Here is a 24,578-nt window from a genome sequence, read left to right as displayed (position 1 = left end):
GTATACTATAGCTTATTATTTTTCCTGAAAAGACATAAAAATCAGGAAGGAGTAGTGCAAGTTTATCATCCTCAACTTGATCAATAATATCAAATTTGTTTATTTTGTTGGAGATGAGATGCAAAGTATTATAATTTTCACTCCATGTATATTCAATATCTCGTCGAATTGCTTTATAAACCTTTGTGTTTTGTTTCCATGTGCCACTCAGTGCAACTGTTCCAGTCTTTTGGTTTTTATTATACATAAAATCAAGAGTAAGATTGGCTTGCCCCTGGTCATTAAAAATCACCCAATTAGCCGTACATTTTTCATTATATGAGATTTGTTCTTTAGAATAATGATAGGCAATGAATAAAATAAACCCACTGATAAAGCATAAAACAATAAGCAGGACTTTTTTACAGCGAGTCACGATTAACCTCACGATAAGACAGAGTTAAACAGCCGGCAACTTCGTTATTACTGTAGTTTTTTTTGCATGCCATAACAATCAAACCCGGAGACGACCTGGAGAGTGAAAAATATAGCCACGGATATTTTTTACAGTCAATTCCTGACCCTAATATACGGTTCTTATATTTATCGAAATCTTTCAAACCATCGATGCTATCTTCTGCAACATTAAAATGACAACCATTTATTTGTGCAACAGTTCTGTAATCTTTGAAAAATGATCTGGGTTGACTATTATTCCATAGTAAAAATGCGGTAAGCAAACCTACACCAAACGCACTTAACATTGGTAAATAAAATTTAGAGCGCCAGAGTATGTTCCTGACATGATTATCTGGAGCAACATTTATGTCTCTAAGCTCATCTGTAACGTTCAGGCTGTGAGGAGAATTGTTCTTTTGAACATCTACTGAAGAGGGGAGGGTATGACTTCCTATGTTTATATCATTATTGATCTTGAACCCTTTTCTCGGCACGGTTGCAATAAGCGAATGCGTAGTCTCACCAACCGCACGAAATCCGCGTCTGATAATCGATATGTTTTGGTATAACGTGTTGACCGGTACACGCATACCTTCTTCTTCCCAGACTCTGGAGAAAAAATCTTGTTGTGCGACCACATCTGGAAAAGCTTCAAGTAGCAACGATAAACACCTGCTTGCTGGCGTTGTCAGAACGACGTTCAGCTCGGCGTCATGTACCGAAATTAATTTCCTGTGTTCCGGCCAGAACTCAATATTATTGTTAATAATCCAGTACATACGTCAATAAAATACGGCATCAAGAAAATTGAAATTAAATAGTTTGATAAGTATATTAGTATTTATCTAATAAATATATATTAATTTTATATTCATTCCGATAATCATGATTGCAATATGTTAATGTAACTTAAAATTCTATATATTAACAAATTTAACAGTTGTAACGACGTTTTTATGATTTTTCTCTCATGATGTCTCTTCATCTTTTGAGATAACACACAAAACTTACATGATTAAACTAAATATTTAACAAATGGCGTTAAAAGTGCGTGATATAAAATACGGGCATCTTTATAAATGCCCGTATATACAATAATTATGATTATTGATAGTTACGTTTCAATGCTGAACTGAGTTTGAACGTATAAACAATTCGTTAATTTTACCACCCATCCTTTTTTCAATTCTTTGCTTGTAGGCGTAGATGCTACGGATATCCATGTTGAGTGTTTCTGCAATCTGATATGGATTATAGCCAGAGACCATATGCCCCATTATGGTGAACTCCATTTGAGTTAACGTATTGCCTCTGGTAAACGACAGATAACGACCGATAAACAACTGTCTGATCTTTTCGTTAGCAACATCCAGTCCATCATCATTATATATAATGGCTGATATTGCTGGGTTATGTTTTCTCCAGTAATTAGCAAGAGATTGCATATTCCTGTCGCTTACCAATACAATTCCCATATCAGTACTCGTAAGATAGTCAATCCAGTCTTTATCTAAAAAAAGACGTAAAAAACTTACTGAAAAATCTACAAAAATGTATCCGCTTAATCGTGCGTTATGGTTTTTACTTAATATGCCTTCAACCACACCACGATTAAAATACGAACTATCTTCGGGCCACATACAAAAGCATGCGTTTGCACAATACTGCAAACGTGGTGACTTTTCTGGCATTATTTGACAATGCATTGAGCAACTATTGCATGTAAGACTTTTATATCTACTACAAAGTCTCATGTTAATAACCTCCCTATTCATAGATAATCGCATAATTTCATTGGTTATTGATGATGTCAATACACTCTGATTTAATAAGCTTTTAATAGAAATTTGCGTTTAATCTGTATTTGATATTATTCTCAATAAACTATTTAAGAATACGTCGTTAAGTTTTAAATATGGTTTGATTTCACTTGGTTAACCATATTGGCTTTATTGCAAATCAGATAACTACCTAATGCATTAGGAATATCTATACTGCAAATTGTTTTCGAATAACCAGAAGATATCTTGTAAATCTAAGTGAAGCATCTTAAATAGTCTTATTTAAGATGTTCAGATTTTTACTGATGATAACAGCTTGATAATGCTTGTTTATGCTATGAATAGTCAGAGGGAGGATTAATGGTGGGCAGGCATTGTAAGAATTGGAATGGTTCAAAATTATGACTATTTTGAACCATTCACCTCAGAGATTAACTAAAGAACATTACCGAAACGCACAAAATACCCACGATCAACGTAATTAGATTTCTGATGGAACGCCAGGGTTTAAGCGTAGGGATGAGGTACGTAGACAGTGTAGGCATGATAAAAAGAATCATGGCAATGAGCGGACCGCTGATTGCGTAGATCATCGAAATTGCGTTAGGGTTGATGCAGCAGACGATGAAAGTAATCAGTGATACCAACATAATTGACAGTGCGCGGTTAAATGCACGGCTTTTTTTAACCCCTACCTGCTGTAACGTTGTTTTGACTAATTCCGTCGCACCTTCAATAACGCCAAAGTAGGTGCCTAAAAATGATTTAGACATTGCAACTACCGCGACAATAACCCCAGAAATTGACAACCATGCAGGGGCATTTGGCAACATAGACAGTGCCGATAAAATGGTGACGCCTTCCTCTTTTGCCGTTTCAATATATGAAGGTGGAATTGATAACAGGCAGCTAAAGACAAAGAATAGCACGCTCACGCAGATGATGAGATAAGCGACCTTCATAATTTTTTTGCATTTATCCATAGCGTGTTCGCCGTATTTTTCACGTCTGTCGATGGCAAACGTAGAAATAATCGGTGTATGGCTAAAGGCGAAAACCATCACGGGAATCGATATCCATATCTGGTGAAGGGTATTCTGATTGAACTCTACCTGGGTTGTTAATAAAGAAGGCTGCCAGCTACCGACCAGGTAGATGGAAAGAAATAAAAAGTAGGCAATCAGCGGGAAAACCAAAAATCCCATTACCCGAATTGTGGCATGGCGTCCCATCAGAAAAATGAGATTCAGGATCAACACAACACCAAGACTCACCAGCATACGGATGCGTAGATCAATGGCCATATGCTTCGCCAGTTGTTCAGTGAGTGAGTTGGTGATTGCCACTGCATATATCAACACGACGACAAAAAAAGCAATGAAGTACAGAGTGGTAATCAGATTACCAATCTTCTTGCCATAGTAGTGAGTTACCGCGCCAGTGATCCCTTCGCCTGCTGATGTTTTTGAAGAAAGGATGAACTGGCACAAGGCCTTATGTGGCCAATATGTTAAAGGCCAGGCGACCAGTGCAGTAATAAACAGGACCACCGCTCCCGCTGAACCTAACTGAATAGGAAGGAAGAGTGTGCCTGCGCCAACGGCAGTGCCGTAGAGTGCGAAGCTCCAGAGAGTTTCTTCTTTTGACCAAATCTTAGACATTATTTGAACGTATCATCTACAAATTAAACAAAATGGAGGGCAATTTACCATAAACCAGGCCAGACATGGGAGATTAACGCTATATCAACCGTGGATTGGTGTGTTAGTAGATGCAAACCTTGCGTGCCAGCCTGGTATCTCCATCCCTCATTCCGACGAATTTCCTTTGTGATAAAAATCACTATTTTTAAACATTTAAGATAATTGTTGTTAACAATCATTTGCTATTACGCGGTTAATTGGTGCGAGGTTGTGATGAAAGACGTTGTGATTGTCGGGGCGTTACGAACACCTATCGGTTGCTTTCGTGGAGCATTGGCAGGCCATTCCGCTGTGGAATTAGGCAGCCTGGTCGTGAAAGCATTATTAGATCGCACTGGTGTTGCAGCACATGCGGTAGATGAGGTGATTCTGGGACAGGTTCTGACCGCCGGGGCAGGGCAGAATCCAGCACGGCAATCAGCGATTAAAGGTGGTCTTCCCAACAGCGTTTCGGCAATTACCATTAATGATGTTTGTGGTTCCGGACTAAAAGCTTTGCATCTCGCCACTCAGGCGATCCAGTGTGGTGAGGCTGATATTGTTATTGCCGGTGGCCAGGAAAATATGAGTCGCGCGCCGCATGTTTTGACTGATAGCCGCACCGGAGCACAGCTTGGCGATAGCCAATTGGTTGATAGCCTGGTGCATGACGGCTTGTGGGATGCATTCAATGATTACCATATTGGTGTCACCGCCGAAAATCTGGCGCGCGAATATGGTATCAGCCGCCAGTTACAAGATGCCTACGCACTTAGTTCGCAGCAAAAAGCGCGGGCGGCCATTGACGCCGGACGATTCAAAGATGAGATCGTCCCGGTCAGAACGCAAAGCAACGGGCAGTTATTGATCGTTGATACCGATGAACAGCCGCGTACTGATGCCAGTGCAGAAGGGCTAGCCAGTTTAGATCCGTCATTTGATAGCCACGGCTCTGTTACTGCGGGAAATGCCTCATCCATCAATGATGGTGCTGCTGCGGTAATGATGATGAGCGAAGCCAAAGCGCGAGCGTTGAATTTACCCGTGCTCGCACGTATTCGCGCCTTTGCCAGCGTTGGTGTCGATCCTGCACTGATGGGCATTGCCCCGGTGTATGCAACCCGCCGTTGCCTGGAGCGTGTTGGCTGGCAACTGGCCGATATCGATCTTATTGAGGCTAATGAAGCATTTGCCGCGCAGGCGCTTTCTGTTGGCAAGATGCTCGAGTGGGATGAACGCCGGGTCAATGTCAATGGGGGCGCGATTGCGTTGGGTCACCCGATTGGTGCCTCCGGGTGCCGCATTTTAGTTTCTTTGGTTCATGAAATGGTGAAACGCAACGCTCGTAAAGGATTGGCTACACTCTGCATTGGTGGTGGTCAGGGGGTGGCATTAACTATTGAGCGTGACGATTAGATCTGTATTTCTTCCTTATCCGTTAAACATCTGCCGCCATCAATCTGCTTTATGATGATGGCTGGCACCGCTATGCACATTTCATATAAAACCTGACTTTTCTCCTTCTACCTGGCTGATTCGTGATCGGTACTACACTTTTTTCAATCCCTTTTCAGAAAATGAAACAATGTTTTATTTTTAATTGAAAACCATATCCCATGGGCATATCATCCCTTTAAAGAGAAAACGAAACGATGTTTCACTATCGTTTGTAATTTCATGCTTCACTGATTATCGGAGGTTGATGTGGACGTAAGACAGAGCATCCACAGTGCGCACGCGAAAACGCTGGATACCCAGGGGCTGCGCAATGAATTTTTGGTTGAAAAGGTATTCGTCGCGGATGAGTACACCATGGTTTACAGCCACATTGACCGTATTATTGTTGGCGGTATTATGCCGGTAGCAAAAACGGTTTCCGTTGGCGGGGAAGTCGGAAAACAACTGGGCGTGAGCTACTTCCTTGAGCGTCGCGAGCTGGGTGTTATCAATATTGGCGGTGCCGGAACGATTACTGTCGATGGTCAATGCTATGAAACCGGTCACCGCGATGCCTTGTATGTAGGTAAAGGTGCAAAAGAGGTTGTCTTTGCCAGCATCGATAGTGCCACTCCAGCGAAGTTTTACTACAACTGTGCGCCTGCTCACACAACGTATCCCACCAAAAAAGTGACTCCGTCCGAAGTGTCTCCGGTTACGCTGGGCGATAACCTCACCAGCAACCGCCGCACGATTAACAAATATTTTGTGCCGGATGTGCTGGAAACCTGCCAGTTGAGTATGGGGCTGACGGAGCTGGCACCGGGTAACCTGTGGAACACGATGCCGTGCCACACCCACGAACGCCGGATGGAAGTTTATTTCTATTTCAACATGGACGATGACGCCTGCGTTTTCCACATGATGGGGCAGCCGCAAGAAACGCGTCATATTGTGATACATAACGAACAGGCAGTGATCTCCCCAAGTTGGTCTATCCATTCTGGCGTAGGAACCAAAGCTTATACCTTTATCTGGGGCATGGTCGGTGAAAACCAGGTCTTTGATGATATGGACCACGTTGCCGTTAAAGATCTGCGCTAGTCGCGAGTATAAATGAATAAGGTATTATTATGATTTTAAATGCATTTTCTCTTGAAGGTAAAGTTGCGGTAGTCACCGGTTGTGACACCGGGCTGGGACAGGGAATGGCACTGGGGCTGGCACAGGCGGGTTGTGACATTGTCGGCATCAACATTGTTGAGCCAACAGAGACTATTGAACAGGTTACTGCGCTGGGGCGTCGCTTTTTAAGTCTGACTGCCGATCTGCGTAAGATTGATGGCATCCCAGCACTGCTGGATCGTGCGGTAGCAGAGTTCGGTCATATTGATATCCTGGTGAATAACGCCGGATTGATTCGCCGTGAAGATGCCCTCGAGTTCAGCGAAAAAGACTGGGATGATGTGATGAACCTGAATATCAAAAGCGTGTTCTTCATGTCTCAGGCCGCGGCGAAACACTTTATCGCTCAGGGCAACGGCGGCAAGATTATCAATATTGCGTCAATGCTTTCATTTCAGGGCGGGATCCGTGTGCCTTCGTATACCGCATCAAAAAGCGGCGTGATGGGCGTGACGCGCCTGATGGCGAACGAATGGGCAAAACATAACATCAACGTTAATGCGATTGCTCCGGGTTACATGGCGACCAACAATACTCAGCAATTGCGGGCTGATGAACAACGTAGTGCGGAAATTCTTGAGCGCATTCCTGCCGGACGCTGGGGGCTACCGAGCGATCTGATGGGGCCGGTGGTATTCCTTGCCTCCAGTGCTTCAGACTATGTGAATGGTTATACCGTTGCTGTGGATGGCGGCTGGCTGGCACGTTAATTTATTCAGTTTGCTATTAAGACCCTACCTGACGGCGGGGTTTTTTATTTCTGATAATCAGCATAATCCATATCATGGTTATGAAATAATCCATATGAATTATCAATTAATAAACTTTATGAGTTTTATCTGCTTTAAAATTAGGTGCTTAATTATAATGTCATTAATTTCACTTAATTTTAAAAGTGTAATGTCCATCACATAACAGTATGTAGCAGCAGTTTAATCCATATTTATGATATTTCCGACCTGACACCTGAGTTAATTGTTCACGTATTTTTTCACTATGTCTTACTCTGTGCTGGCAGGAAAAAATGGTTACTATCAATACGGAATCTGCTTTAACGCCGCGCCCTCTGCGCGATACGCGGCGTATGAATATGTTTGTTTCGGTAGCTGCTGCGGTCGCGGGATTGTTATTCGGTCTTGATATCGGAGTTATTGCCGGAGCGTTGCCGTTCATCACCGATCACTTTGTGCTGACCAGTCGTTTGCAGGAGTGGGTGGTCAGCAGCATGATGCTTGGCGCAGCAATCGGTGCGCTGTTTAACGGTTGGCTGTCGTTCCGCCTGGGGCGTAAATACAGTCTGATGGCGGGGGCTATCCTCTTTGTGCTCGGTTCGATAGGGTCGGCTTTTGCGACCAGCGTTGAAATGCTGATTGCCGCCCGTGTGGTGCTGGGGATTGCTGTCGGAATCGCCTCTTATACTGCACCTCTCTATCTCTCAGAAATGGCGAGTGAAAACGTTCGTGGCAAGATGATCAGTATGTACCAGTTGATGGTCACACTCGGCATTGTGCTGGCGTTTTTATCCGATACAGCCTTCAGCTATAGCGGTAACTGGCGCGCAATGTTAGGTGTTCTTGCCTTACCTGCAGTCCTGTTGATTATTCTGGTGGTCTTCCTGCCGAATAGTCCGCGCTGGCTGGCGGAGAAAGGGCGTCATATTGAGGCGGAAGAAGTGCTGCGTATGCTGCGCGATACATCGGAAAAAGCGCGAGAAGAACTCAACGAAATACGTGAAAGCCTGAAATTAAAACAGGGCGGTTGGGCGCTGTTTAAGATCAACCGTAACGTCCGTCGTGCCGTGTTCCTCGGTATGTTGTTGCAGGCCATGCAGCAGTTTACTGGTATGAACATCATCATGTACTACGCGCCGCGTATCTTCAAAATGGCGGGCTTTACGACTACCGAACAGCAGATGATTGCGACTCTGGTGGTGGGGTTGACCTTTATGTTCGCCACCTTTATTGCCGTCTTTACGGTCGATAAAGCGGGGCGTAAACCGGCGCTGAAAATTGGTTTCAGCGTGATGGCGTTGGGAACTCTGGTGTTGGGTTATTGCCTGATGCAGTTTGATAACGGAACGGCTTCCAGTGGTTTGTCCTGGCTCTCTGTTGGCATGACGATGATGTGTATTGCCGGTTATGCGATGAGTGCCGCACCTGTGGTGTGGATCCTGTGCTCCGAAATTCAGCCGCTGAAATGTCGCGATTTCGGTATTACTTGCTCGACCACCACCAACTGGGTGTCGAACATGATTATCGGCGCGACCTTCCTGACGTTGCTCGACAGCATTGGCGCTGCCGGTACGTTCTGGCTCTACACCGCATTGAACATTGCGTTTGTGGGCATCACTTTCTGGCTCATTCCTGAAACCAAGAATGTCACGCTGGAACATATCGAACGTAAACTGATGTCTGGCGAGAAGTTGAGAAATATCGGCGTCTGATTTCACTGGCCGGATGTGCTGTACATCCGGCCTTTTTTTCGCTAATAGAGATCGGGCACCTGGCCGTTGAGGCGTTCGTTACGTCCTTTATTCTGCCTCGCTGCGGTAACTCACAAGACAGGAGAGAGGAATGAAAACAATTGGTTTGCTGGGGGGAATGAGTTGGGAATCCACCATCCCTTACTATCGCCTGATAAATGAAGGCATTAAACAGCGGCTTGGTGGACTTCACTCTGCGCAAGTGCTGCTACATAGCGTCGATTTTCATGAAATAGAAGAGTGTCAACGTCGTGGTGAATGGGATAAAACCGGGGAGATTCTGGCAGAGGCGGCGATTGGCTTACAGCGGGCGGGTGCAGAGGGCATTGTGTTATGTACCAATACGATGCACAAAGTGGCAGATGTCATCGAATCCCGTTGCTCGCTGCCTTTTTTACATATTGCGGATGCCACCGGACGAGCAATCAGCCGCGCCGGAATGACGCGCGTAGCGCTACTGGGCACGCGCTACACTATGGAGCAGGATTTTTATCGTGGGCGGTTGGCGGAGCAATTTTCTATCGATTGTCTGGTGCCTGAAGCGGATGAACGGGCGAAAATTAATCAGATTATTTTTGAAGAGCTGTGTCTGGGGCAATTTACCGAAGCATCGCGCGCTTATTATGCGCAAGTGATTGCTCGCCTCGCAGAACAGGGCGCGCAGGGTGTGATTTTCGGCTGCACAGAAATTGGTTTACTGGTGCCTGAAGAACGCAGCGTTCTTCCCGTATTTGATACTGCAGCGATCCATGCCGAGGATGCGGTTGCCTTTATGCTGTCGTAACTGACTACAAAATAGCGTCAAGCGAGGCAACCAGTTTCGGTAAACCGACTTGTAAATGCTCTGTAAATGCCTGCACCAATGCTGAAGACGGGCGGTGCAGGGGGCGAATCAGGCTAACGGTGAAGGGAACAGCAATACTGAATCGCCGCACGACTAATCCGCTTGCTGCATAATCCAGAGCGGTGAGTGGGTTAACTATCGAAACGCCCGCTCCCGCCCGTACCATCGCGCAGACTGACGCGGCACTATGGGTCTCCACAATCATGCGGCGTTTAACCTGATGTTCATTAAACAGTTGATCCAGCAACTGGCGATAGCTGTCAGTACGGGAAAGGCTGATGTAATTCTCACCCTGAAAATCTTCCGGCGTTAATACCTCTTTTATCGCCAGCGGATGTGCCCGCGGTAAAACACAGACTTCATCTAAAGACAGTAATTCGGTACGTTCCGTACCCGCAGGCGTATGCAGCGTTTCGGTGAGTCCTAAATCATGGCGCTGGGCCGAAAGCCACTCTTCAAGTAGCGGCGATTCCTGCGGCACGATATTTAAACTGACTTCAGGATAACGGGCCAGAAAAGGTTGTAGCAGCGGGGGCAAAAAAGACTGCGAAAAGACCGGCAGGCAGGCAATTGAAAGTTCTCCCTGGCGAAACTCGCGCAGACTTTCAGCGGCGCTGACGATGCGATCCAGCCCGTACCAGGAGCGCTGCACCTCTTCAAATAGCCGCAGTCCTTGCACGGTAGGATGTAATCTTCCGCGTATGCGCTCAAACAGTTTCAGCCCAATCACCTTTTCAAAACGTGCCAGTTCGCGGCTGACAGTTGGCTGTGAGGTGTGCAGCAGTTGTGCGGCTTCAGTCAGGCTTCCGGCGGTCATAACCGCATGAAAAATTTCAATATGACGTAAGTTAACGGCGGCCATCGACTTTCTCTCGCAATTCGGTAATCCATATCATTTTTGCATAGACTCGGCATAAATCGATATTTTTTATTCTTTTTATGATGTGGCGTAATCATAAAAAAGCACTTATTCGGAGTTTGTTATGCCACATTCACTGTTCAGCACTGATACCGATCTCAGCGCCGAAAATCTGCTGCGCTTGCCCGCAGAATTTGGCTGCCCGGTGTGGGTCTACGATGCACAAATTATTCGTCGGCAGATTGCGGCGTTGAAACAGTTTGATGTGGTGCGCTTCGCACAGAAAGCTTGTTCCAATATTCATATTTTGCGCTTAATGCGTGAGCAGGGCGTGAAAGTAGATTCCGTCTCGTTGGGTGAAATCGAGCGTGCGCTGGCGGCGGGATACAATCCGCAAACGCATCCCGATGACATCGTCTTTACCGCGGATGTTATCGATCAGGCAACGCTTGAGCGCGTCAGTGAATTGCAAATTCCAGTGAATGCTGGCTCTGTCGATATGCTCGACCAACTGGGGAAGATTTCGCCAGGGCATCGGGTATGGCTGCGCGTTAACCCGGGGTTTGGTCACGGTCATAGCCAAAAAACCAATACTGGTGGCGAAAACAGTAAGCACGGCATCTGGTATGCCGATCTTCCCGCCGCACTGGAAGTGATACAACGTCATCATCTGCAACTGGTCGGCATTCACATGCACATTGGTTCCGGTGTTGATTACGCGCATCTGGAGCAGGTGTGTGGGGCGATGGTGCGTCAGGTCATCGAATTTGGTCAGGATTTACAGGCTATTTCTGCAGGTGGTGGGCTTTCTGTTCCTTATCAGCAGGGAGAGGAGTCGGTTGATACTGAACATTATTATGGTCTGTGGAATGCCGCGCGTGAGCAGATCGCTTGCCATTTGGGGCATCACGTGAAACTGGAAATTGAACCGGGTCGCTTCCTGGTGGCGCAGTCTGGCGTGTTGATTACTCAGGTGCGGAGCGTCAAACAAATGGGCAGTCGCCGCTTTGTGCTGGTTGATGCCGGATTTAACGACCTGATGCGTCCGGCAATGTACGGCAGTTACCACCATATTAGCGCCCTGGCGGCTGATGGTCGTTCTCTTGAACAGGCACCAACGGTGGAAACCGTTGTCGCCGGGCCGTTATGTGAATCGGGCGATGTTTTTACCCAGCAGGAGGGGGGAAATGTCGAAACCCGCGCTTTGCCGGAAGTGAAGGCGGGTGATTATCTGGTGCTGCATGATACGGGGGCATATGGCGCGTCAATGTCATCAAACTACAATAGCCGCCCACTGTTGCCAGAAGTTCTGTTTGATAATGGTCAGGCGCGGTTGATTCGCCGCCGCCAGACCATTGAAGAATTACTGGCGCTAGAGTTGCTTTAATCACCGCTAGTCGCTGGCGGTGTTATGCGTTGCCTCCAGCGACGGCGTTGAAACTGAATGGCGGCGTACCAGCGTAGGACTAAAGACATTGGTGATTTCGGGGAGGGGGCGATTATCCGCCAGCGCTAATGCCAGTTCGGCAGCCTGGGTTGCCATCGTCACAATGGGGTAACGTACGGTGGTCAGCCGTGGGCGCACATAGCGTGATACCAGCACATCATCAAAACCAATCAACGAAATCTCGCCCGGTACATCGATCCCATTGTCATTGAGTACGCCCATCGCGCCCGCCGCCATTGAGTCGTTATAACAGGCCACCGCGGTGAAATTCCGGCCTCTTCCCAGCAGTTCAGTCATTGCCTGTTCGCCGCCACTTTCATCCGGTTCACCAAAAGTTACTAACCGGTCATTAACTGGAATACCGCTTTCAGTAAGGGCATCGTAATACCCCTGGAGGCGATCTTCGGCGTCAGAAATAGAGTGGTTAGAGCAAAGGTAACCAATACGGGTATGACCTTGCTGAATTAAATGACGTGTCGCCAGCCAGGCACCGTAACGATCGTCCAGAGCGATACAACGGTTCTCAAAACCAGGGAGTATCCGGTTGATCAGCACCATGCCTGGCATTTGTTTCATCAATGCGGCTAAATCGGCATCCGGGATCATTTTGGCATGGACAACCAGTGCGGCGCAGCGATGACGGATCAACTGCTCAATGGCCTGACGCTCTTTTTGCTCGTTGTGGTAACCATTGCCAATCAATAAGAAATTACCGGTGTGATAAGCCACCTGTTCGACCGCTTTCACCATTGCGCCGAAAAAGGGATCGGAAACATCGCCAACGATCAGGCCAACGGTTTCAGTTGTCTGTTGTGCCAGCGCCCGGGCGTTGGCGTTTGGGTGATAGCTAAGAGATTCCATCGCGCTATGCACAGCCAGACGAGAAGCTTCACTGGCTTTTGGAGAGTTATTAATGACGCGGGAAACTGTGGCGACTGAAACGCCTGCCAGTCGGGCTACATCCTTTATGGTCGCCATGAAAATACCTTTGTGGGTAAACGCTTACATTCTGTCAGTGTTACGGAAAACGCCCGTTGGTTCAAGGGGTGTGGTGTTTTCTGCGCGGGGAATGTGAGCGAAACGCGAATAAGTAAGACAAAAAAAGAGATTACAAACCTTTGGTTACACTTTGCGAAACGCTGTTGCGATTGACCGCTGGTGGCGTTTGGCTTCAGGTTGCTAAAGTGGTGATCCCAGAGGTATTGATAGGTGAAGTCAACTTCGGGTTGAGCACATGAATTACACCAGCCTGCGCAGATGCGCAGGTTTTTTTTCGCCTGACATCAATCTGTAACAGTAACCGATAATTTACACACCTCGTTGCATTTCCCTTCATTCCTTTGCGTTTTCTCGCTGGCGAACATGCTTTGCGCAGACCACAATCAAGATCCCAGAGGTATTGATTGGTGAGATTATTCGGTACGCTCTTCGTACCCTGTCTCTTGCACCAACCTGCGCGGATGCGCAGGTTTTTTTTCATACCTATTTTACTGTCGCTCGAGTTCTCCTTCTGGTGTAATCTCGCACCATTCATTATTACTGAAGAATGAGCAAAGGGAGTTGGAATGCTTTTTAGCTTTTTTCGTAATTTGTGCCGTGTTCTGTACCGCGTTCGCGTGACAGGCGATACCCTGGCACTGAAGGGCGAGCGCGTTCTTATCACGCCCAATCACGTCTCATTTATTGATGGCATATTGCTGGCGCTGTTTTTACCCGTTCGCCCTGTTTTTGCCGTTTATACTTCCATTAGCCAGCAGTGGTATATGCGTTGGCTGAAATCATTTATCGACTTCGTTCCCCTCGATCCGACGCAACCCATGGCGATTAAACATCTGGTGCGTCTGGTGGAACAGGGCCGCCCGGTGGTGATTTTCCCTGAAGGGCGAATCACGACAACCGGTTCGTTGATGAAAATCTACGATGGTGCGGGGTTTATCGCGGCGAAGTCAGGCGCGACGGTTGTTCCGCTGCGTATTGAAGGGGCGGAGCTTACGCACTTCAGCCGCCTGAAAGGGCTGGTTAAACGCCGCTTGTTCCCGACAATTCATCTGCATATTTTGCCGCCAACACAAGTGCAGATGCCAGATGCGCCGCGCGCGCGTGATCGTCGCAAAATTGCAGGCGAAATGCTGCATCAAATTATGATGGAAGCGCGTATGGCCGTGCGTCCACGTGAAACGCTGTACGAATCGCTGCTGAGCGCGATGTACCGTTTCGGGGCCGGAAAAAAGTGTGTTGAAGACGTCAACTTCACCCCGGATACCTATCGCAAATTACTCACTAAGACACTGTTTGTTGGGCGTATACTTGAAAAATACACTGCTGAAGGGGAAAGAATCGGCTTAATGCTGCCTAACGCAGGTATTAGCGCAGCAGTAATTTTCGGTGCTATCGCTCGTCGCCGTATCCCGGTAATGATGAACTACACCGCCGGGGTAAAAGGGCTGACCAGCGCCATTACCGCGGCTGAAATCAAAACCATTTTCACTTCCCGTCAATTTCTCGATAAAGGCAAACTCTGGCATTTGCCGGAACAGCTTACCCAGGTACGCTGGGTCTATCTGGAAGATTTAAAAGCGGATGTCACTACCGCCGACAAAGTGTGGATCTTCGCGCATTTGCTGATGCCGCGCCTGGCACAGGTAAAACAGCAGCCGGAAGAAGAGGCGCTGATCCTGTTCACCTCCGGTTCAGAAGGCCATCCGAAAGGCGTGGTTCATAGCCATAAAAGCATTCTGGCGAATGTCGAGCAGATTAAAACTATTGCCGACTTCACCACCAATGATCGCTTTATGTCGGCATTGCCACTGTTCCACTCTTTTGGTCTGACTGTTGGCCTGTTTACGCCACTGCTGACTGGGGCGGAAGTGTTCCTTTATCCAAGCCCGTTGCACTATCGAATTGTGCCGGAACTGGTGTACGACCGCAGTTGCACCGTGCTTTTCGGCACCTCGACCTTCCTCGGTCACTACGCGCGCTTTGCCAACCCGTATGATTTCTATCGTCTACGCTATGTGGTGGCAGGCGCAGAAAAACTGCAAGAAAGCACCAAACAGCTTTGGCAGGATAAATTTGGCCTGCGCATTCTTGAAGGTTACGGCGTGACGGAATGTGCTCCGGTGGTGTCCATCAACGTACCGATGGCGGCGAAACCCGGTACGGTAGGGCGTATTTTGCCAGGTATGGATGCGCGACTGCTGGCGGTTCCGGGTATCGAAGACGGCGGTCGCCTGCAACTGAAGGGGCCGAACATTATGAACGGCTACCTGCGAGTGGAGAAGCCGGGCGTGCTGGAAGTACCTGCGGCCGAGAATATCCACGGCGAGATGGAGCGCGGCTGGTATGACACTGGCGATATTGTGCGTTTCGACGAGCAGGGATTTGTGCAGATTCAGGGGCGAGCGAAACGCTTTGCCAAAATTGCCGGGGAGATGGTGTCGCTGGAAATGGTTGAGCAACTGGCTATTGGTGTTTCACCAGACAAGATGCATGCCACCGCCATTAAGAGTGATGCCAGCAAAGGCGAGGCGTTGGTGCTCTTTACCACAGACAATGAATTGACTCGCGATAAGCTGCAACAATATGCCCGCGAGCACGGTGTGCCGGAACTTGCCGTACCGCGCGACATTCGCTATCTGAAGCAGATGCCATTACTGGGCAGCGGCAAACCTGACTTTGTCACGTTGAAAAGCTGGGTAGACGAAGCGGAAAAACACGATGAGTGAGTCAGTGCAAACTAACACTTCGCTATGGTCGAAAGGGATGAAAGCGGTTATCGTCGCGCAATTTCTCTCTGCGTTTGGCGATAACGCGCTGCTGTTTGCCACTCTGGCGTTACTGAAAGCGCAGTTCTATCCGGAGTGGAGCCAGCCCATCCTGCAAATGGTGTTTGTAGGTGCTTACATTCTTTTTGCACCGTTTGTCGGTCAGGTTGCCGATAGTTTTGCCAAAGGTCGGGTGATGATGTTTGCCAACGGTCTTAAGCTGCTGGGTGCTGCCAGTATCTGCTTTGGCCTCAACCCCTTTCTCGGTTATACGCTGGTGGGCGTTGGTGCGGCAGCCTATTCACCAGCAAAATACGGCATTCTTGGTGAATTAACCACCGGCAGCAAGTTAGTGAAAGCTAACGGTTTAATGGAAGCTTCCACCATTGCGGCAATTTTGCTCGGTTCCGTAGCTGGTGGTGTGCTGGCTGACTGGCATGTTCTTGCTGCTCTGGCTGCTTGTGCTCTGGCTTATGCTGGCGCGGTCGCGGCAAATCTGTACATTCCGAAGCTGGCGGCGGCGCGTCCGGGACAGTCGTGGAATCTCATCAACATGACCCGTAGTTTCCTACTGGCCTGCACTTCACTGTGGTGCAATGGCGAAACGAGATTCTCGCTGGTAGGCACTAGTTTGTTCTGGGGAGCCGGCGTCACGCTGCGTTTCCTTTTAGTGCTGTGGGTGCCGGTGGCGCTGGGCATTACTGATAACGCCACACCAACCTACCTCAACGCGATGGTGGCGATCGGTATCGTGGTTGGCGCAGGTGCGGCAGCGAAGCTGGTTACGCTGGAAACCGTTTCACGCTGTATGCCTGCTGGAATTTTGATTGGCGTGGTAGTGCTGATTTTCTCCCTACAACACGATCTGCTGCCTGCCTATGCCTTGCTGATGTTGATTGGCATGTTGGGTGGTTTTTTTGTTGTACCGCTCAATGCGTTATTACAGGAGCGAGGCAAAAAAAGCGTCGGGGCGGGGAATGCCATTGCGGTACAGAACCTGGGCGAAAATAGTGCTATGTTGCTGATGCTGGGGATTTATTCATTGGCGGTAATGGTGGGAATTCCGGTTGTGCCCATTGGCATTGGTTTTGGTGCGCTGTTTGCGCTGGCAATAACGGCGCTGTGGATCTGGCAACGCCGTCATTAATCTTTTGCCAGATGGCACATTCAGCCATCTGGTGAAGGTCACATTCCCGAAGGGTGCATACCTTTCGGATACTTCACGCTGTAAGAGAATGGCAGACTCACGTTCTCTTTGCCCGACAGTTTCAGCGTCCAGGTCAGTTTACCCGTTTTTGCATCAAACTGCGCCTGCCCGTACTGCATTTTTTCTACCGTAATATCACTATTAGTACTGACTGGGATCTGGTCGAGCAGAGTGATATCCACCGCTTCGCCGTAGCTGTTCTTCACATTAAGGGTGTAACTGAAGTTACGTATTGCGCTGTCGTTAAAGATAGATAACGCATTCTCTTTTTTGAGAGTGGCTTTACGCTGAATAATCAACTTAGGATCGCGGTTAAGCTGAATATCCAGCGACTTGCCATCTTCCGGCGGCACTTTTATTGGTTAATGTGCTATTTGCCTCTAATACCTTAATTTGAGCCGCAATATTGTTTTTCTCGGCGGTTAGTTTTGCCTGTTCCACCTTTGCTGCTTTTAACTGTTGCTGAATCTCTGACGGCAACGCATTCGGTTGTGTTTCCTGTAGCTCGATACGTGAGGAAAGCACCGTCACTCCGTTATCGATAGAGATGGCGATGCTGTCGTCAGTTACCGAATTGGCAATATGGGTGAAGATGATTTCGCTTTCACCTGCCGGTAAGTTGAGTGTCTCTTCACCTTGCAGGCTGGCACCATGCAGATAAACAGTGACGTCTTTAAGTGTTAGCCCCCAAGCGGAGGACATACACCCGGTAAGTAACATGGCGAGGGGAAGAGGTTTGAAAATCAACATGGTTATCCTTAACAATGGGCACAGACATTGAAACGCGCTCTGGCGTTGACCAAAAGAGTCTATTGCGCTTTGTCAGGAAAGATGCGGCGAAAAGTAGTGAATATATTCTGAAAAGTGGAGAAAAGAGACGCCTGGCGCATAACACCAGGCGAAAGGATCACGGTGCCGGATAAGTATAAACCTGATGTACCGCTTCAATTTCAGCCAATACGTCTTCGCTTAACTCCAGATGCAAACTTTCGACGTTGGTTTTTAACTGTTCCATCGTCGTTGCGCCCAGCAGAGTGCTGGCAACAAACGGTTGACGGCGTACAAAGGCCAGCGCCATCTGCGCAGGATCGAGACCATGACGTCTGGCGATATCAACATACGCCGCGACGGCTTTTTGCGTCTGCTCGCTGCTGTAGCGGGTGAAGCGACTAAAGAGTGTATTGCGTGCGCCAGCCGGTTTTGCACCATTGAGATATTTCCCGGTCAGCGTGCCGAAACCCAGACACGAATAGGCCAGTAACTCGACGCCTTCATACTGACTGACTTCCGCCAGACCCACTTCAAAGCTGCGGTTTAACAGACTATAGGGGTTCTGAATAGTGACGATGCGCGGCAGATCGTGTTTGTCTGCCAGATGCAGATAACGCATTACGCCAAATGCGGTTTCATTCGACACGCCGATATAACGAATTTTTCCCGCGCGTTGGTACTCCGCCAGTGCATCCAGCGTGTCGAGCAGAGAAATCGCAGGGGCAGAATCCGTCCAGCTATAACCGAGCTTGCCGAAGCAGTTAGTCGGGCGCTGTGGCCAGTGCACCTGATAAAGATCGAGATAATCCGTCTGCAAACGTTTGAGGCTGTCATGCAGGGCTTCGCGGATATTTTTTCTGTCCAGCGCCTGATCCGGGCGAATGCCCTTGTCATTATTGCGCGACGGTCCGCTCACTTTGGAGGCGATAATTAACTTTTCGCGGTTGCCATGTTTTGCCAACCAGTTACCGACATAGGTTTCGGTTAAACCCTGAGTTTCGGGGCGCGGCGGTACGGGGTACATTTCGGCAACGTCAATAAGATTAATGCCCTGAGCGACGGCATAGTCGAGTTGTGCGTGGGCGTCGGCTTCGCTGTTCTGTTCACCAAACGTCATCGTGCCAAGCCCCAGCGTGCTGACTTCCAGCGAGCTGTGGGGTATACGGTGATATTGCATAGCCGTTTCCTTTTTATAATCACGACATAAGGAATATAAAAATGGCAGAGGGAAGGGAAAAGGGAAAGCGAAAAATCTTAAGGCCAGCCGGATGCTGACCTTATTTTTTAACGTTCAATAATTTGCGAGACATCATCACGGTTAATTTGCATAGCGTTACCTTGCTGATCGTGATAACTCACAAGCCCGGTATCATCGTCAATTTCCGGTTTTCCATCCGTCAGGATCATTCGACCATCTTTAGTTGCCATCACATAATCACTGCTACAACCGGAAACAGCAAATACCAGTCCGACTGCAGAGATTAATACTGCCCATTTTTTCATCCGGTTATCCTCATTAAGCCCATCAATGATAATAGTCTGTTTATAATCTGACGTTATACATCTTGAAAGCAGGAAAGTCTTAAACTGTGAGGATAAAGGGAAGGCATTCGCTCTCCCGCAGAAGAGCGAACGGAACATCAGAGTGGATTCTTTTTATTGCGAATCAGGTTGAGGCTTTCTACTGCAATGGAGAAGAACATTGCGAAGTAGATGTAACCTTTCGGTACGTGGATATCGAAACTTTCCAGAATCAGGGTAAAGCCCACCAGAATCAGGAAAGAGAGCGCCAACATTTTCACTGATGGATGGCGTTCAACAAAATCACCAATTGAACGTGCGGCGAACATCATCACGCCTACGGCAATCACTACGGCCGCCATCATAATAAACAGATGATCCGACAGACCCACGGCGGTAATGACCGAGTCGAGGCTGAAAATAATATCCAGCAGCATAATCTGCACGATAGCACCGAGGAATGAAGAAACGCGTGTTTTCAGCCCTTCTTCTTCGCCTTCGATAGACTCGTGGATCTCCTTACTGGCTTTCCAGATAAGGAACAGACCGCCCAGCAGCAGAATCAAATCACGAGCGGAAATTTCCTGACTGAAGATTGTAAAAAGCGGATTCGTCAGGCGAGTAACCCAGGCAATCGATGCCAGCAGCGCCAGACGCATAACCATGGCTCCAGCCAGCCCCAGACGCCGCGCATGACCACGCTGTGCGGTGGGCAACTTTGCGACCACCAGAGAAAGGAAAATAATATTATCGATCCCAAGAACGATTTCCAGCAGCGTCAGCGTACCGAGCGCAAGCCAGGCGTTAGGATCGGTTATCCATGCAAATAACATCTAAAAAGCCCTGCCAAAAAAAAATGAAGCGGTAATTATATGCCCGGAATGCGGCAGGTCAAAGCGATGGCTACTGGATCAAAAAATGACGCGCCAGTAGCGCACTGGTGAAATTCTTCTTCAAATAAAAACCGCGTGGCAGCGTCAGAATCCGTTCGCCCCGGGTGCCAATGGCTTCGGTCAGAGCTTTCGCATTCGCTGCTTTCGGCCGTATTTGTAAATATTCCCCATGACGAGCGGTGATTCGCTCAACCTGACCGAGGACAATCATATCCATCAATTCTTCCCAGTCCTCGCGCAACTGCTGGTCTTCCTCTTCATTCGGGCTCCACAACAACGGTGACCCTACGCGACGTAGCGCCAGCGGGATGCTGCGCTCGCCTTCAACCGGTATCCACAGCACCCGTTTGAGTTTGTGGCGCACGTGGCTGGTTTCCCAGGTCACGCCGCTATTGCCGGTTAACGGTGCAACACAAACAAATGTCGTTTCCAGCGGACGTCCCAGACTATCCACAGGAATCGTTTTGAGTTCCACGCCTAAAGCAGCAAAATCTTGTTCAGGTTTACTGCCAGCGCTGGCTCCGAGCCAGATCTCCAGTAACACACCGATCCAACCCTTATCGCGTTTTAAATTCTCCGGTGTAACCAACCCGGCAAGCGCCGCCAGTTCACCTAGTGTGTAACCAGAAAGTTGCTGTGCTTGCGCCAGTAACTGCGCTTCAGTTTCGGGGGGAGAGAGCAATGGGCGAGGTTGGGACATGGCTTAATACCTTGATTAAAAAACAAGCAGCTATTCTGTGCCGAATACTCAGAGTGTAACTTTTTCCACATGCGTTGTTCAATTCTATGATTTATCTTGTTTTTTAATCTACAGGCTACTGTGTTGCGCAACGTCCAGGTGGGTTTTCCAATTCTGGTCACTGAAAATAAACAGGATCTTACACCATGTTATCCACAGAAAGCTGGGATAACTGTGAAAAACCCTCACTACTGTTTCCATTTACAGCCTTGACGTGCGACGAAACTCTAATTTTTAGTGGTACGGTGCTTAACTTAGTGGCACATTCTGTGGATAAATACGACGTTGGTTGATCTTTCGCCAACGCGTAAATGAGTGGTGTGACCATGGTCACAAATATCTCTGTTTCATCACTCTTTATGTATATAATATACTGATTAATAAAAAATATTTTAAAGCGCGTTTATCCGGCTGATTCAGAGTGTTCTGGGTTTTCCCGTGGTAATTCCGTACTTCTTCACAACTCTATCCACCGAAAAGGTGAATAAAAACGGTTATCCGCCCCTTCCTCTGTTTATAACTCTGCACTTAACTGTGAGTTATTCAATTGTTATTAGTGTGTAATGCCCTGCAGAGAGTGGTTTACCGTCTTCCTGGAGTATGAAACAATCATTCGTATATAAAGCTTTATTTTGAGGTAGTCCGGTGATTGATGACGATGGCTACCGCCCAAACGTAGGTATCGTGATTTGTAATCGTCAGGGGCAAGTAATGTGGGCCCGGCGATTTGGTCAGCACTCCTGGCAGTTTCCGCAAGGCGGAATTAATCCCGGAGAATCCGCAGAACAGGCGATGTACCGTGAATTGTTTGAAGAAGTAGGATTAAGCCGTAAAGACGTTCGAATCCTTGCTTCAACACGTAACTGGTTGCGCTACAAATTACCGAAACGTTTGGTGCGTTGGGACACGAAGCCGGTTTGTATCGGCCAAAAACAAAAATGGTTTCTCTTGCAGTTGGTGAGCGGTGATGCGGAAATCAATATGCAAACCAGCAGTACACCAGAGTTTGACGGCTGGCGATGGGTAAGTTACTGGTATCCGGTCAGACAGGTGGTGTCATTTAAACGTGATGTCTACCGTAGGGTAATGAAAGAGTTCGCGAGTGTTGTGATGGCGCTTCAGGAAAATACGCCTAAACCACAAAACGCATCAGCTTATCGACGTAAAAGAGGTTAAGTCACGCCAATTATGCTCACTCGCCTGCGCGAAATAGTCGAAAAGGTAGCCAGCGCACCACGCCTGAACGAGGCGTTAAATATTCTGGTTACCGACATCTGTCTTGCGATGGATACTGAGGTCTGTTCGGTCTACCTGGCCGATCACGACCGACGTTGTTACTACCTGATGGCGACCCGGGGATTAAAAAAACCACGTGGTCGCACTGTAACGCTTGCGTTTGATGAAGGGATCGTCGGTCTGGTTGGCAGGCTGGCGGAACCGATAAACCTTGCGGATGCGCAAAAACACCCCAGCTTCAAATATATCCCCTCCGTAAAAGAAGAGCGTTTCCGTGCGTTTTTAGGCGTGCCGATTATTCAACGTCGCCAGTTGCTTGGTGTACTGGTGGTGCAGCAACGCGAACTGCGGCAGTACAACGAAAGCGAAGAATCCTTCCTGGTGACGCTCGCCACCCAGATGGCCGCCATTCTATCCCAGTCGCAGTTGACTGCGTTGTTCGGGCAATATCGCCAGACGAGAATCCGCGCATTACCGGCCGCGCCCGGTGTAGCGATTGCCGAAGGTTGGCAGGATGCAACGTTACCCTTAATGGAACAGGTGTATCAGGCATCAACGCTGGATCCGGCGCTGGAACGTGAGCGACTGACCGGGGCGCTGGAAGAGGCGGCCAATGAGTTTCGCCGTTACAGCAAACGCTTTGCCGCCGGGGCGCAAAAAGAAACGGCGGCTATTTTCGATCTTTACTCACACTTGCTTTCCGATACGCGTCTGCGTCGCGAACTGTTTGCTGAAGTGGATAAAGGTTCGGTCGCAGAGTGGGCGGTGAAAACGGTCATTGAAAAATTTGCCGAACAGTTCGCCACACTAAGCGATAGCTATCTCAAAGAACGAGCGGGCGATCTACGCGCGCTGGGTCAGCGATTACTGTTTCATCTTGATGATGCCAATCAGGGGGCGAACGCCTGGCCGGAACGTTTCATTCTGGTGGCAGATGAACTGTCAGCGACTACCCTTGCGGAACTGCCTCAGGATCGCTTAGTCGGCGTTGTCGTGCGCGATGGTGCTGCCAACTCCCACGCCGCAATCATGGTGCGTGCACTGGGGATCCCCACCGTGATGGGCGCGGACATTCAGCCTTCGGTGCTGCATCGTCGGACGTTGATCGTTGACGGTTATCGTGGGGAATTGCTGGTCGACCCGGAGCCGGTGCTGCTACATGAATATCAGCGGCTGATTAGCGAAGAGATTGAGCTTAGCCGTCTGGCAGAAGATGATGTCAATTTACCCGCGCAGCTAAAAAGCGGCGAGCGCATAAAAGTTATGCTCAATGCGGGGTTAAGTCCGGAACATGAAGAAAAATTAGGCAGCCGCATTGATGGTATCGGACTCTATCGCACTGAAATTCCCTTTATGCTGCAAAGCGGCTTCCCGTCGGAAGAAGAACAGGTGGCGCAGTATCAGGGCATGTTGCAAATGTTTAATGATAAGCCCGTCACGCTGCGCACGCTGGATGTCGGTGCTGATAAGCAACTGCCTTACATGCCTATCAGCGAAGAGAATCCATGTCTTGGTTGGCGTGGGATCCGCATTACGCTCGATCAGCCGGAGATCTTTTTGATTCAGGTACGGGCGATGTTGCGTGCTAACGCCGCCACGGGCAACCTGAACATCCTGTTGCCGATGGTCACAAGTCTCGATGAAGTTGACGAAGCACGCCGCCTGATCGAGCGTGCCGGACGTGAAGTCGAAGAAATGATTGGTTACGCAATTCCTAAACCGCGTATCGGTATCATGCTGGAAGTGCCATCGATGGTATTTATGTTGCCGCATCTGGCAAACCGGGTCGATTTTATCTCGGTAGGCACCAATGATCTGACCCAGTACATTCTGGCTGTCGATCGCAACAACACGCGGGTGGCAAACATTTATGACAGTCTTCATCCTGCAATGCTTCGAGCCCTGGCGATGATCGCCCGGGAAGCGGAAGCGCAGGGGATCGACTTACGTTTGTGCGGTGAAATGGCGGGCGATCCCATGTGTGTGGCGATCCTCATTGGGCTTGGGTATCGCCATCTATCTATGAACGGACGCTCTGTCGCGCGCGTAAAATACTTGCTGCGGCGCATTGATTTTGCCGAAGCAGAAAATCTTGCTCAGCGCAGTCTGGAAGCGCAACTGGCGACTGAAGTTCGTCATCAGGTTGCGGCATTTATGGAGCGTCGCGGCATGGGTGGGCTGATTCGCGGAGGATTATAGCGCGGTTCCTATACATATCTTTTAACGGTATCCGGCAACCAGCCAGGTCCCCTTGTGCTATTATTCGCACCTTTGGAGCGCCTGAAACCTGCG

At 48.5% G+C, this 24,578-nt stretch carries 23 protein-coding genes; 11 read left to right on the top strand and 12 right to left on the bottom strand.

Going from position 1 to position 24,578, the window contains the following annotated elements:
- The 4 genes from C0K55_RS14990 to C0K55_RS14975 form a co-directional block, all read right to left on the bottom strand.
- On the bottom strand, nt 1–415 hold a 415-nt coding region (locus C0K55_RS14990), incomplete at its 3' end, for a hypothetical protein (RefSeq protein WP_105283417.1).
- On the bottom strand, nt 402–1,217 hold the full coding sequence (locus C0K55_RS14985; RefSeq protein WP_010378573.1) for a winged helix-turn-helix domain-containing protein: 816 nt from the start codon (nt 1,215–1,217) through the stop codon (nt 402–404). The genes C0K55_RS14990 and C0K55_RS14985, both read right to left, overlap by 14 nt.
- Nucleotides 1,218–1,559: 342 nt before the next feature.
- Complete coding sequence (locus C0K55_RS14980) at nt 1,560–2,192, bottom strand: helix-turn-helix transcriptional regulator (RefSeq protein ID WP_001517001.1); 633 nt, start codon at nt 2,190–2,192, stop codon at nt 1,560–1,562.
- 458 nt (nt 2,193–2,650) lie between these two features.
- Entirely contained in the window at nt 2,651–3,880 is a 1,230-nt protein-coding gene (locus tag C0K55_RS14975; protein WP_105266669.1) for an amino acid permease, read from the bottom strand.
- Nucleotides 3,881–4,135: 255 nt separating this feature from the next.
- Here C0K55_RS14975 and C0K55_RS14970 point away from each other — a divergent pair, with 255 nt between their 5' ends.
- From C0K55_RS14970 to ygeA, 5 genes are all read left to right on the top strand, one after another.
- Nucleotides 4,136–5,317 carry an acetyl-CoA C-acetyltransferase gene (locus C0K55_RS14970; RefSeq protein WP_105266670.1) on the top strand — a complete coding sequence of 394 codons (1,182 nt, stop codon included), beginning with the start codon at nt 4,136–4,138 and terminating at the stop codon, nt 5,315–5,317.
- A gap of 288 nt (nt 5,318–5,605) precedes the next feature.
- Nucleotides 5,606–6,442 carry a 5-dehydro-4-deoxy-D-glucuronate isomerase gene (gene kduI, locus C0K55_RS14960; protein WP_105266671.1) on the top strand — a complete coding sequence of 279 codons (837 nt, stop codon included), beginning with the start codon at nt 5,606–5,608 and terminating at the stop codon, nt 6,440–6,442.
- 29 nt (nt 6,443–6,471) lie between these two features.
- On the top strand, nt 6,472–7,233 hold the full coding sequence (kduD, locus tag C0K55_RS14955; RefSeq protein ID WP_000602501.1) for a 2-dehydro-3-deoxy-D-gluconate 5-dehydrogenase KduD: 762 nt from the start codon (nt 6,472–6,474) through the stop codon (nt 7,231–7,233).
- Nucleotides 7,234–7,547: 314 nt separating this feature from the next.
- Complete coding sequence (araE, locus tag C0K55_RS14945; protein WP_000256427.1) at nt 7,548–8,966, top strand: arabinose-proton symporter AraE; 1,419 nt, start codon at nt 7,548–7,550, stop codon at nt 8,964–8,966.
- A 130-nt stretch (nt 8,967–9,096) separates the two neighbouring features.
- Nucleotides 9,097–9,789, top strand: a complete 693-nt coding sequence (gene ygeA / locus C0K55_RS14940) for an amino acid racemase (RefSeq protein WP_001516999.1) — start codon at nt 9,097–9,099, stop codon at nt 9,787–9,789.
- Between the two features lie 4 nt (nt 9,790–9,793).
- On the opposite strand, the gene lysR is transcribed toward ygeA, so the two are convergent.
- A complete protein-coding gene (lysR, locus tag C0K55_RS14935; protein ID WP_105266673.1) occupies nt 9,794–10,711 on the bottom strand; it encodes a DNA-binding transcriptional regulator LysR in 918 nt (305 codons plus the stop codon).
- A 121-nt stretch (nt 10,712–10,832) separates the two neighbouring features.
- Here lysR and lysA point away from each other — a divergent pair, with 121 nt between their 5' ends.
- Nucleotides 10,833–12,095: a diaminopimelate decarboxylase gene (lysA, locus tag C0K55_RS14930; RefSeq protein WP_105263833.1), complete on the top strand. Its 1,263-nt coding sequence runs from the start codon at nt 10,833–10,835 to the stop codon at nt 12,093–12,095.
- Between the two features lie 6 nt (nt 12,096–12,101).
- Here lysA and galR read toward each other — a convergent pair whose 3' ends face one another.
- Nucleotides 12,102–13,133 carry an HTH-type transcriptional regulator GalR gene (galR, locus tag C0K55_RS14925; RefSeq protein ID WP_016249151.1) on the bottom strand — a complete coding sequence of 344 codons (1,032 nt, stop codon included), beginning with the start codon at nt 13,131–13,133 and terminating at the stop codon, nt 12,102–12,104.
- A 587-nt stretch (nt 13,134–13,720) separates the two neighbouring features.
- Between galR and aas the strand changes: the two genes are divergently transcribed.
- Both aas and lplT read left to right on the top strand, forming a co-directional pair.
- On the top strand, nt 13,721–15,880 hold the full coding sequence (gene aas / locus C0K55_RS14915) for a bifunctional acyl-ACP--phospholipid O-acyltransferase/long-chain-fatty-acid--ACP ligase (RefSeq protein ID WP_105266674.1): 2,160 nt from the start codon (nt 13,721–13,723) through the stop codon (nt 15,878–15,880).
- Complete coding sequence (lplT, locus tag C0K55_RS14910) at nt 15,873–17,066, top strand: lysophospholipid transporter LplT (protein WP_000004668.1); 1,194 nt, start codon at nt 15,873–15,875, stop codon at nt 17,064–17,066. The genes aas and lplT overlap by 8 nt, the downstream gene beginning before the upstream one ends.
- 38 nt (nt 17,067–17,104) lie before the next feature.
- On the opposite strand, the gene C0K55_RS26615 is transcribed toward lplT, so the two are convergent.
- The 6 genes from C0K55_RS26615 to mutH all read right to left on the bottom strand — a co-directional run bounded on the left by C0K55_RS26615 (nt 17,105) and on the right by mutH (nt 21,011).
- Nucleotides 17,105–17,479, bottom strand: a complete 375-nt coding sequence (locus C0K55_RS26615; protein WP_236942154.1) for a DUF4139 domain-containing protein — start codon at nt 17,477–17,479, stop codon at nt 17,105–17,107.
- The gene (locus tag C0K55_RS26610) at nt 17,439–17,876 is read right to left on the bottom strand and encodes a DUF4140 domain-containing protein (RefSeq protein WP_236942228.1); all 438 of its coding nucleotides are present in this window, start codon (nt 17,874–17,876) and stop codon (nt 17,439–17,441) included. The genes C0K55_RS26615 and C0K55_RS26610 overlap by 41 nt, the downstream gene beginning before the upstream one ends.
- Nucleotides 17,877–18,033: 157 nt before the next feature.
- The gene (locus C0K55_RS14900) at nt 18,034–19,074 is read right to left on the bottom strand and encodes an NADP(H)-dependent aldo-keto reductase (RefSeq protein ID WP_001199280.1); all 1,041 of its coding nucleotides are present in this window, start codon (nt 19,072–19,074) and stop codon (nt 18,034–18,036) included.
- A gap of 107 nt (nt 19,075–19,181) precedes the next feature.
- Nucleotides 19,182–19,400 (bottom strand): lipoprotein YgdR, encoded by a 219-nt coding sequence (gene ygdR, locus C0K55_RS14895; protein WP_061090702.1) that lies wholly within the window; start codon nt 19,398–19,400, stop codon nt 19,182–19,184.
- A gap of 137 nt (nt 19,401–19,537) precedes the next feature.
- Nucleotides 19,538–20,251, bottom strand: coding sequence for a TerC family protein (locus C0K55_RS14890; protein ID WP_000895631.1), 714 nt, complete (start codon nt 20,249–20,251; stop codon nt 19,538–19,540).
- 70 nt (nt 20,252–20,321) lie between these two features.
- Nucleotides 20,322–21,011 (bottom strand): DNA mismatch repair endonuclease MutH, encoded by a 690-nt coding sequence (gene mutH / locus C0K55_RS14885; RefSeq protein WP_000082178.1) that lies wholly within the window; start codon nt 21,009–21,011, stop codon nt 20,322–20,324.
- 185 nt (nt 21,012–21,196) lie between these two features.
- Between mutH and C0K55_RS26905 the strand changes: the two genes are divergently transcribed.
- The 3 genes from C0K55_RS26905 (at nt 21,197) to ptsP (ending at nt 24,485) form a co-directional block, all read left to right on the top strand.
- On the top strand, nt 21,197–21,343 hold the full coding sequence (locus C0K55_RS26905; protein ID WP_001516990.1) for a hypothetical protein: 147 nt from the start codon (nt 21,197–21,199) through the stop codon (nt 21,341–21,343).
- Between the two features lie 352 nt (nt 21,344–21,695).
- Nucleotides 21,696–22,226, top strand: a complete 531-nt coding sequence (gene rppH / locus C0K55_RS14880) for an RNA pyrophosphohydrolase (RefSeq protein WP_000564487.1) — start codon at nt 21,696–21,698, stop codon at nt 22,224–22,226.
- Nucleotides 22,227–22,238: 12 nt separating this feature from the next.
- Nucleotides 22,239–24,485: a phosphoenolpyruvate--protein phosphotransferase gene (ptsP, locus tag C0K55_RS14875; protein ID WP_000957931.1), complete on the top strand. Its 2,247-nt coding sequence runs from the start codon at nt 22,239–22,241 to the stop codon at nt 24,483–24,485.
- Nucleotides 24,486–24,578: the final 93 nt, after the last annotated feature.

This window comes from Escherichia sp. MOD1-EC6098 (genome assembly GCF_002965865.1).
GTDB classification, from domain to species: domain Bacteria; phylum Pseudomonadota; class Gammaproteobacteria; order Enterobacterales; family Enterobacteriaceae; genus Escherichia; species Escherichia marmotae.
This window is presented reverse-complemented; position numbering and strand designations above follow the sequence as displayed.

What these genes read in the sequence shown, in the direction of transcription:
- C0K55_RS14985 (WP_010378573.1), bottom strand. Translation starts at nt 1,217, where the DNA reads ATGTACTGGATTATTAACAATAATATTGAGTTCTGGCCGGAACACAGG.
- C0K55_RS14980 (WP_001517001.1), bottom strand. Translation starts at nt 2,192, where the DNA reads ATGAGACTTTGTAGTAGATATAAAAGTCTTACATGCAATAGTTGCTCA.
- C0K55_RS14975 (WP_105266669.1), bottom strand. Translation starts at nt 3,880, where the DNA reads ATGTCTAAGATTTGGTCAAAAGAAGAAACTCTCTGGAGCTTCGCACTC.
- C0K55_RS14970 (WP_105266670.1), top strand. Translation starts at nt 4,136, where the DNA reads ATGAAAGACGTTGTGATTGTCGGGGCGTTACGAACACCTATCGGTTGC.
- kduD (WP_000602501.1), top strand. Translation starts at nt 6,472, where the DNA reads ATGATTTTAAATGCATTTTCTCTTGAAGGTAAAGTTGCGGTAGTCACC.
- araE (WP_000256427.1), top strand. Translation starts at nt 7,548, where the DNA reads ATGGTTACTATCAATACGGAATCTGCTTTAACGCCGCGCCCTCTGCGC.
- ygeA (WP_001516999.1), top strand. Translation starts at nt 9,097, where the DNA reads ATGAAAACAATTGGTTTGCTGGGGGGAATGAGTTGGGAATCCACCATC.
- lysR (WP_105266673.1), bottom strand. Translation starts at nt 10,711, where the DNA reads ATGGCCGCCGTTAACTTACGTCATATTGAAATTTTTCATGCGGTTATG.
- lysA (WP_105263833.1), top strand. Translation starts at nt 10,833, where the DNA reads ATGCCACATTCACTGTTCAGCACTGATACCGATCTCAGCGCCGAAAAT.
- galR (WP_016249151.1), bottom strand. Translation starts at nt 13,133, where the DNA reads ATGGCGACCATAAAGGATGTAGCCCGACTGGCAGGCGTTTCAGTCGCC.
- aas (WP_105266674.1), top strand. Translation starts at nt 13,721, where the DNA reads ATGCTTTTTAGCTTTTTTCGTAATTTGTGCCGTGTTCTGTACCGCGTT.
- lplT (WP_000004668.1), top strand. Translation starts at nt 15,873, where the DNA reads ATGAGTGAGTCAGTGCAAACTAACACTTCGCTATGGTCGAAAGGGATG.
- C0K55_RS26610 (WP_236942228.1), bottom strand. Translation starts at nt 17,876, where the DNA reads ATGTTGATTTTCAAACCTCTTCCCCTCGCCATGTTACTTACCGGGTGT.
- C0K55_RS14900 (WP_001199280.1), bottom strand. Translation starts at nt 19,074, where the DNA reads ATGCAATATCACCGTATACCCCACAGCTCGCTGGAAGTCAGCACGCTG.
- ygdR (WP_061090702.1), bottom strand. Translation starts at nt 19,400, where the DNA reads ATGAAAAAATGGGCAGTATTAATCTCTGCAGTCGGACTGGTATTTGCT.
- C0K55_RS14890 (WP_000895631.1), bottom strand. Translation starts at nt 20,251, where the DNA reads ATGTTATTTGCATGGATAACCGATCCTAACGCCTGGCTTGCGCTCGGT.
- mutH (WP_000082178.1), bottom strand. Translation starts at nt 21,011, where the DNA reads ATGTCCCAACCTCGCCCATTGCTCTCTCCCCCCGAAACTGAAGCGCAG.
- C0K55_RS26905 (WP_001516990.1), top strand. Translation starts at nt 21,197, where the DNA reads ATGTTATCCACAGAAAGCTGGGATAACTGTGAAAAACCCTCACTACTG.
- ptsP (WP_000957931.1), top strand. Translation starts at nt 22,239, where the DNA reads ATGCTCACTCGCCTGCGCGAAATAGTCGAAAAGGTAGCCAGCGCACCA.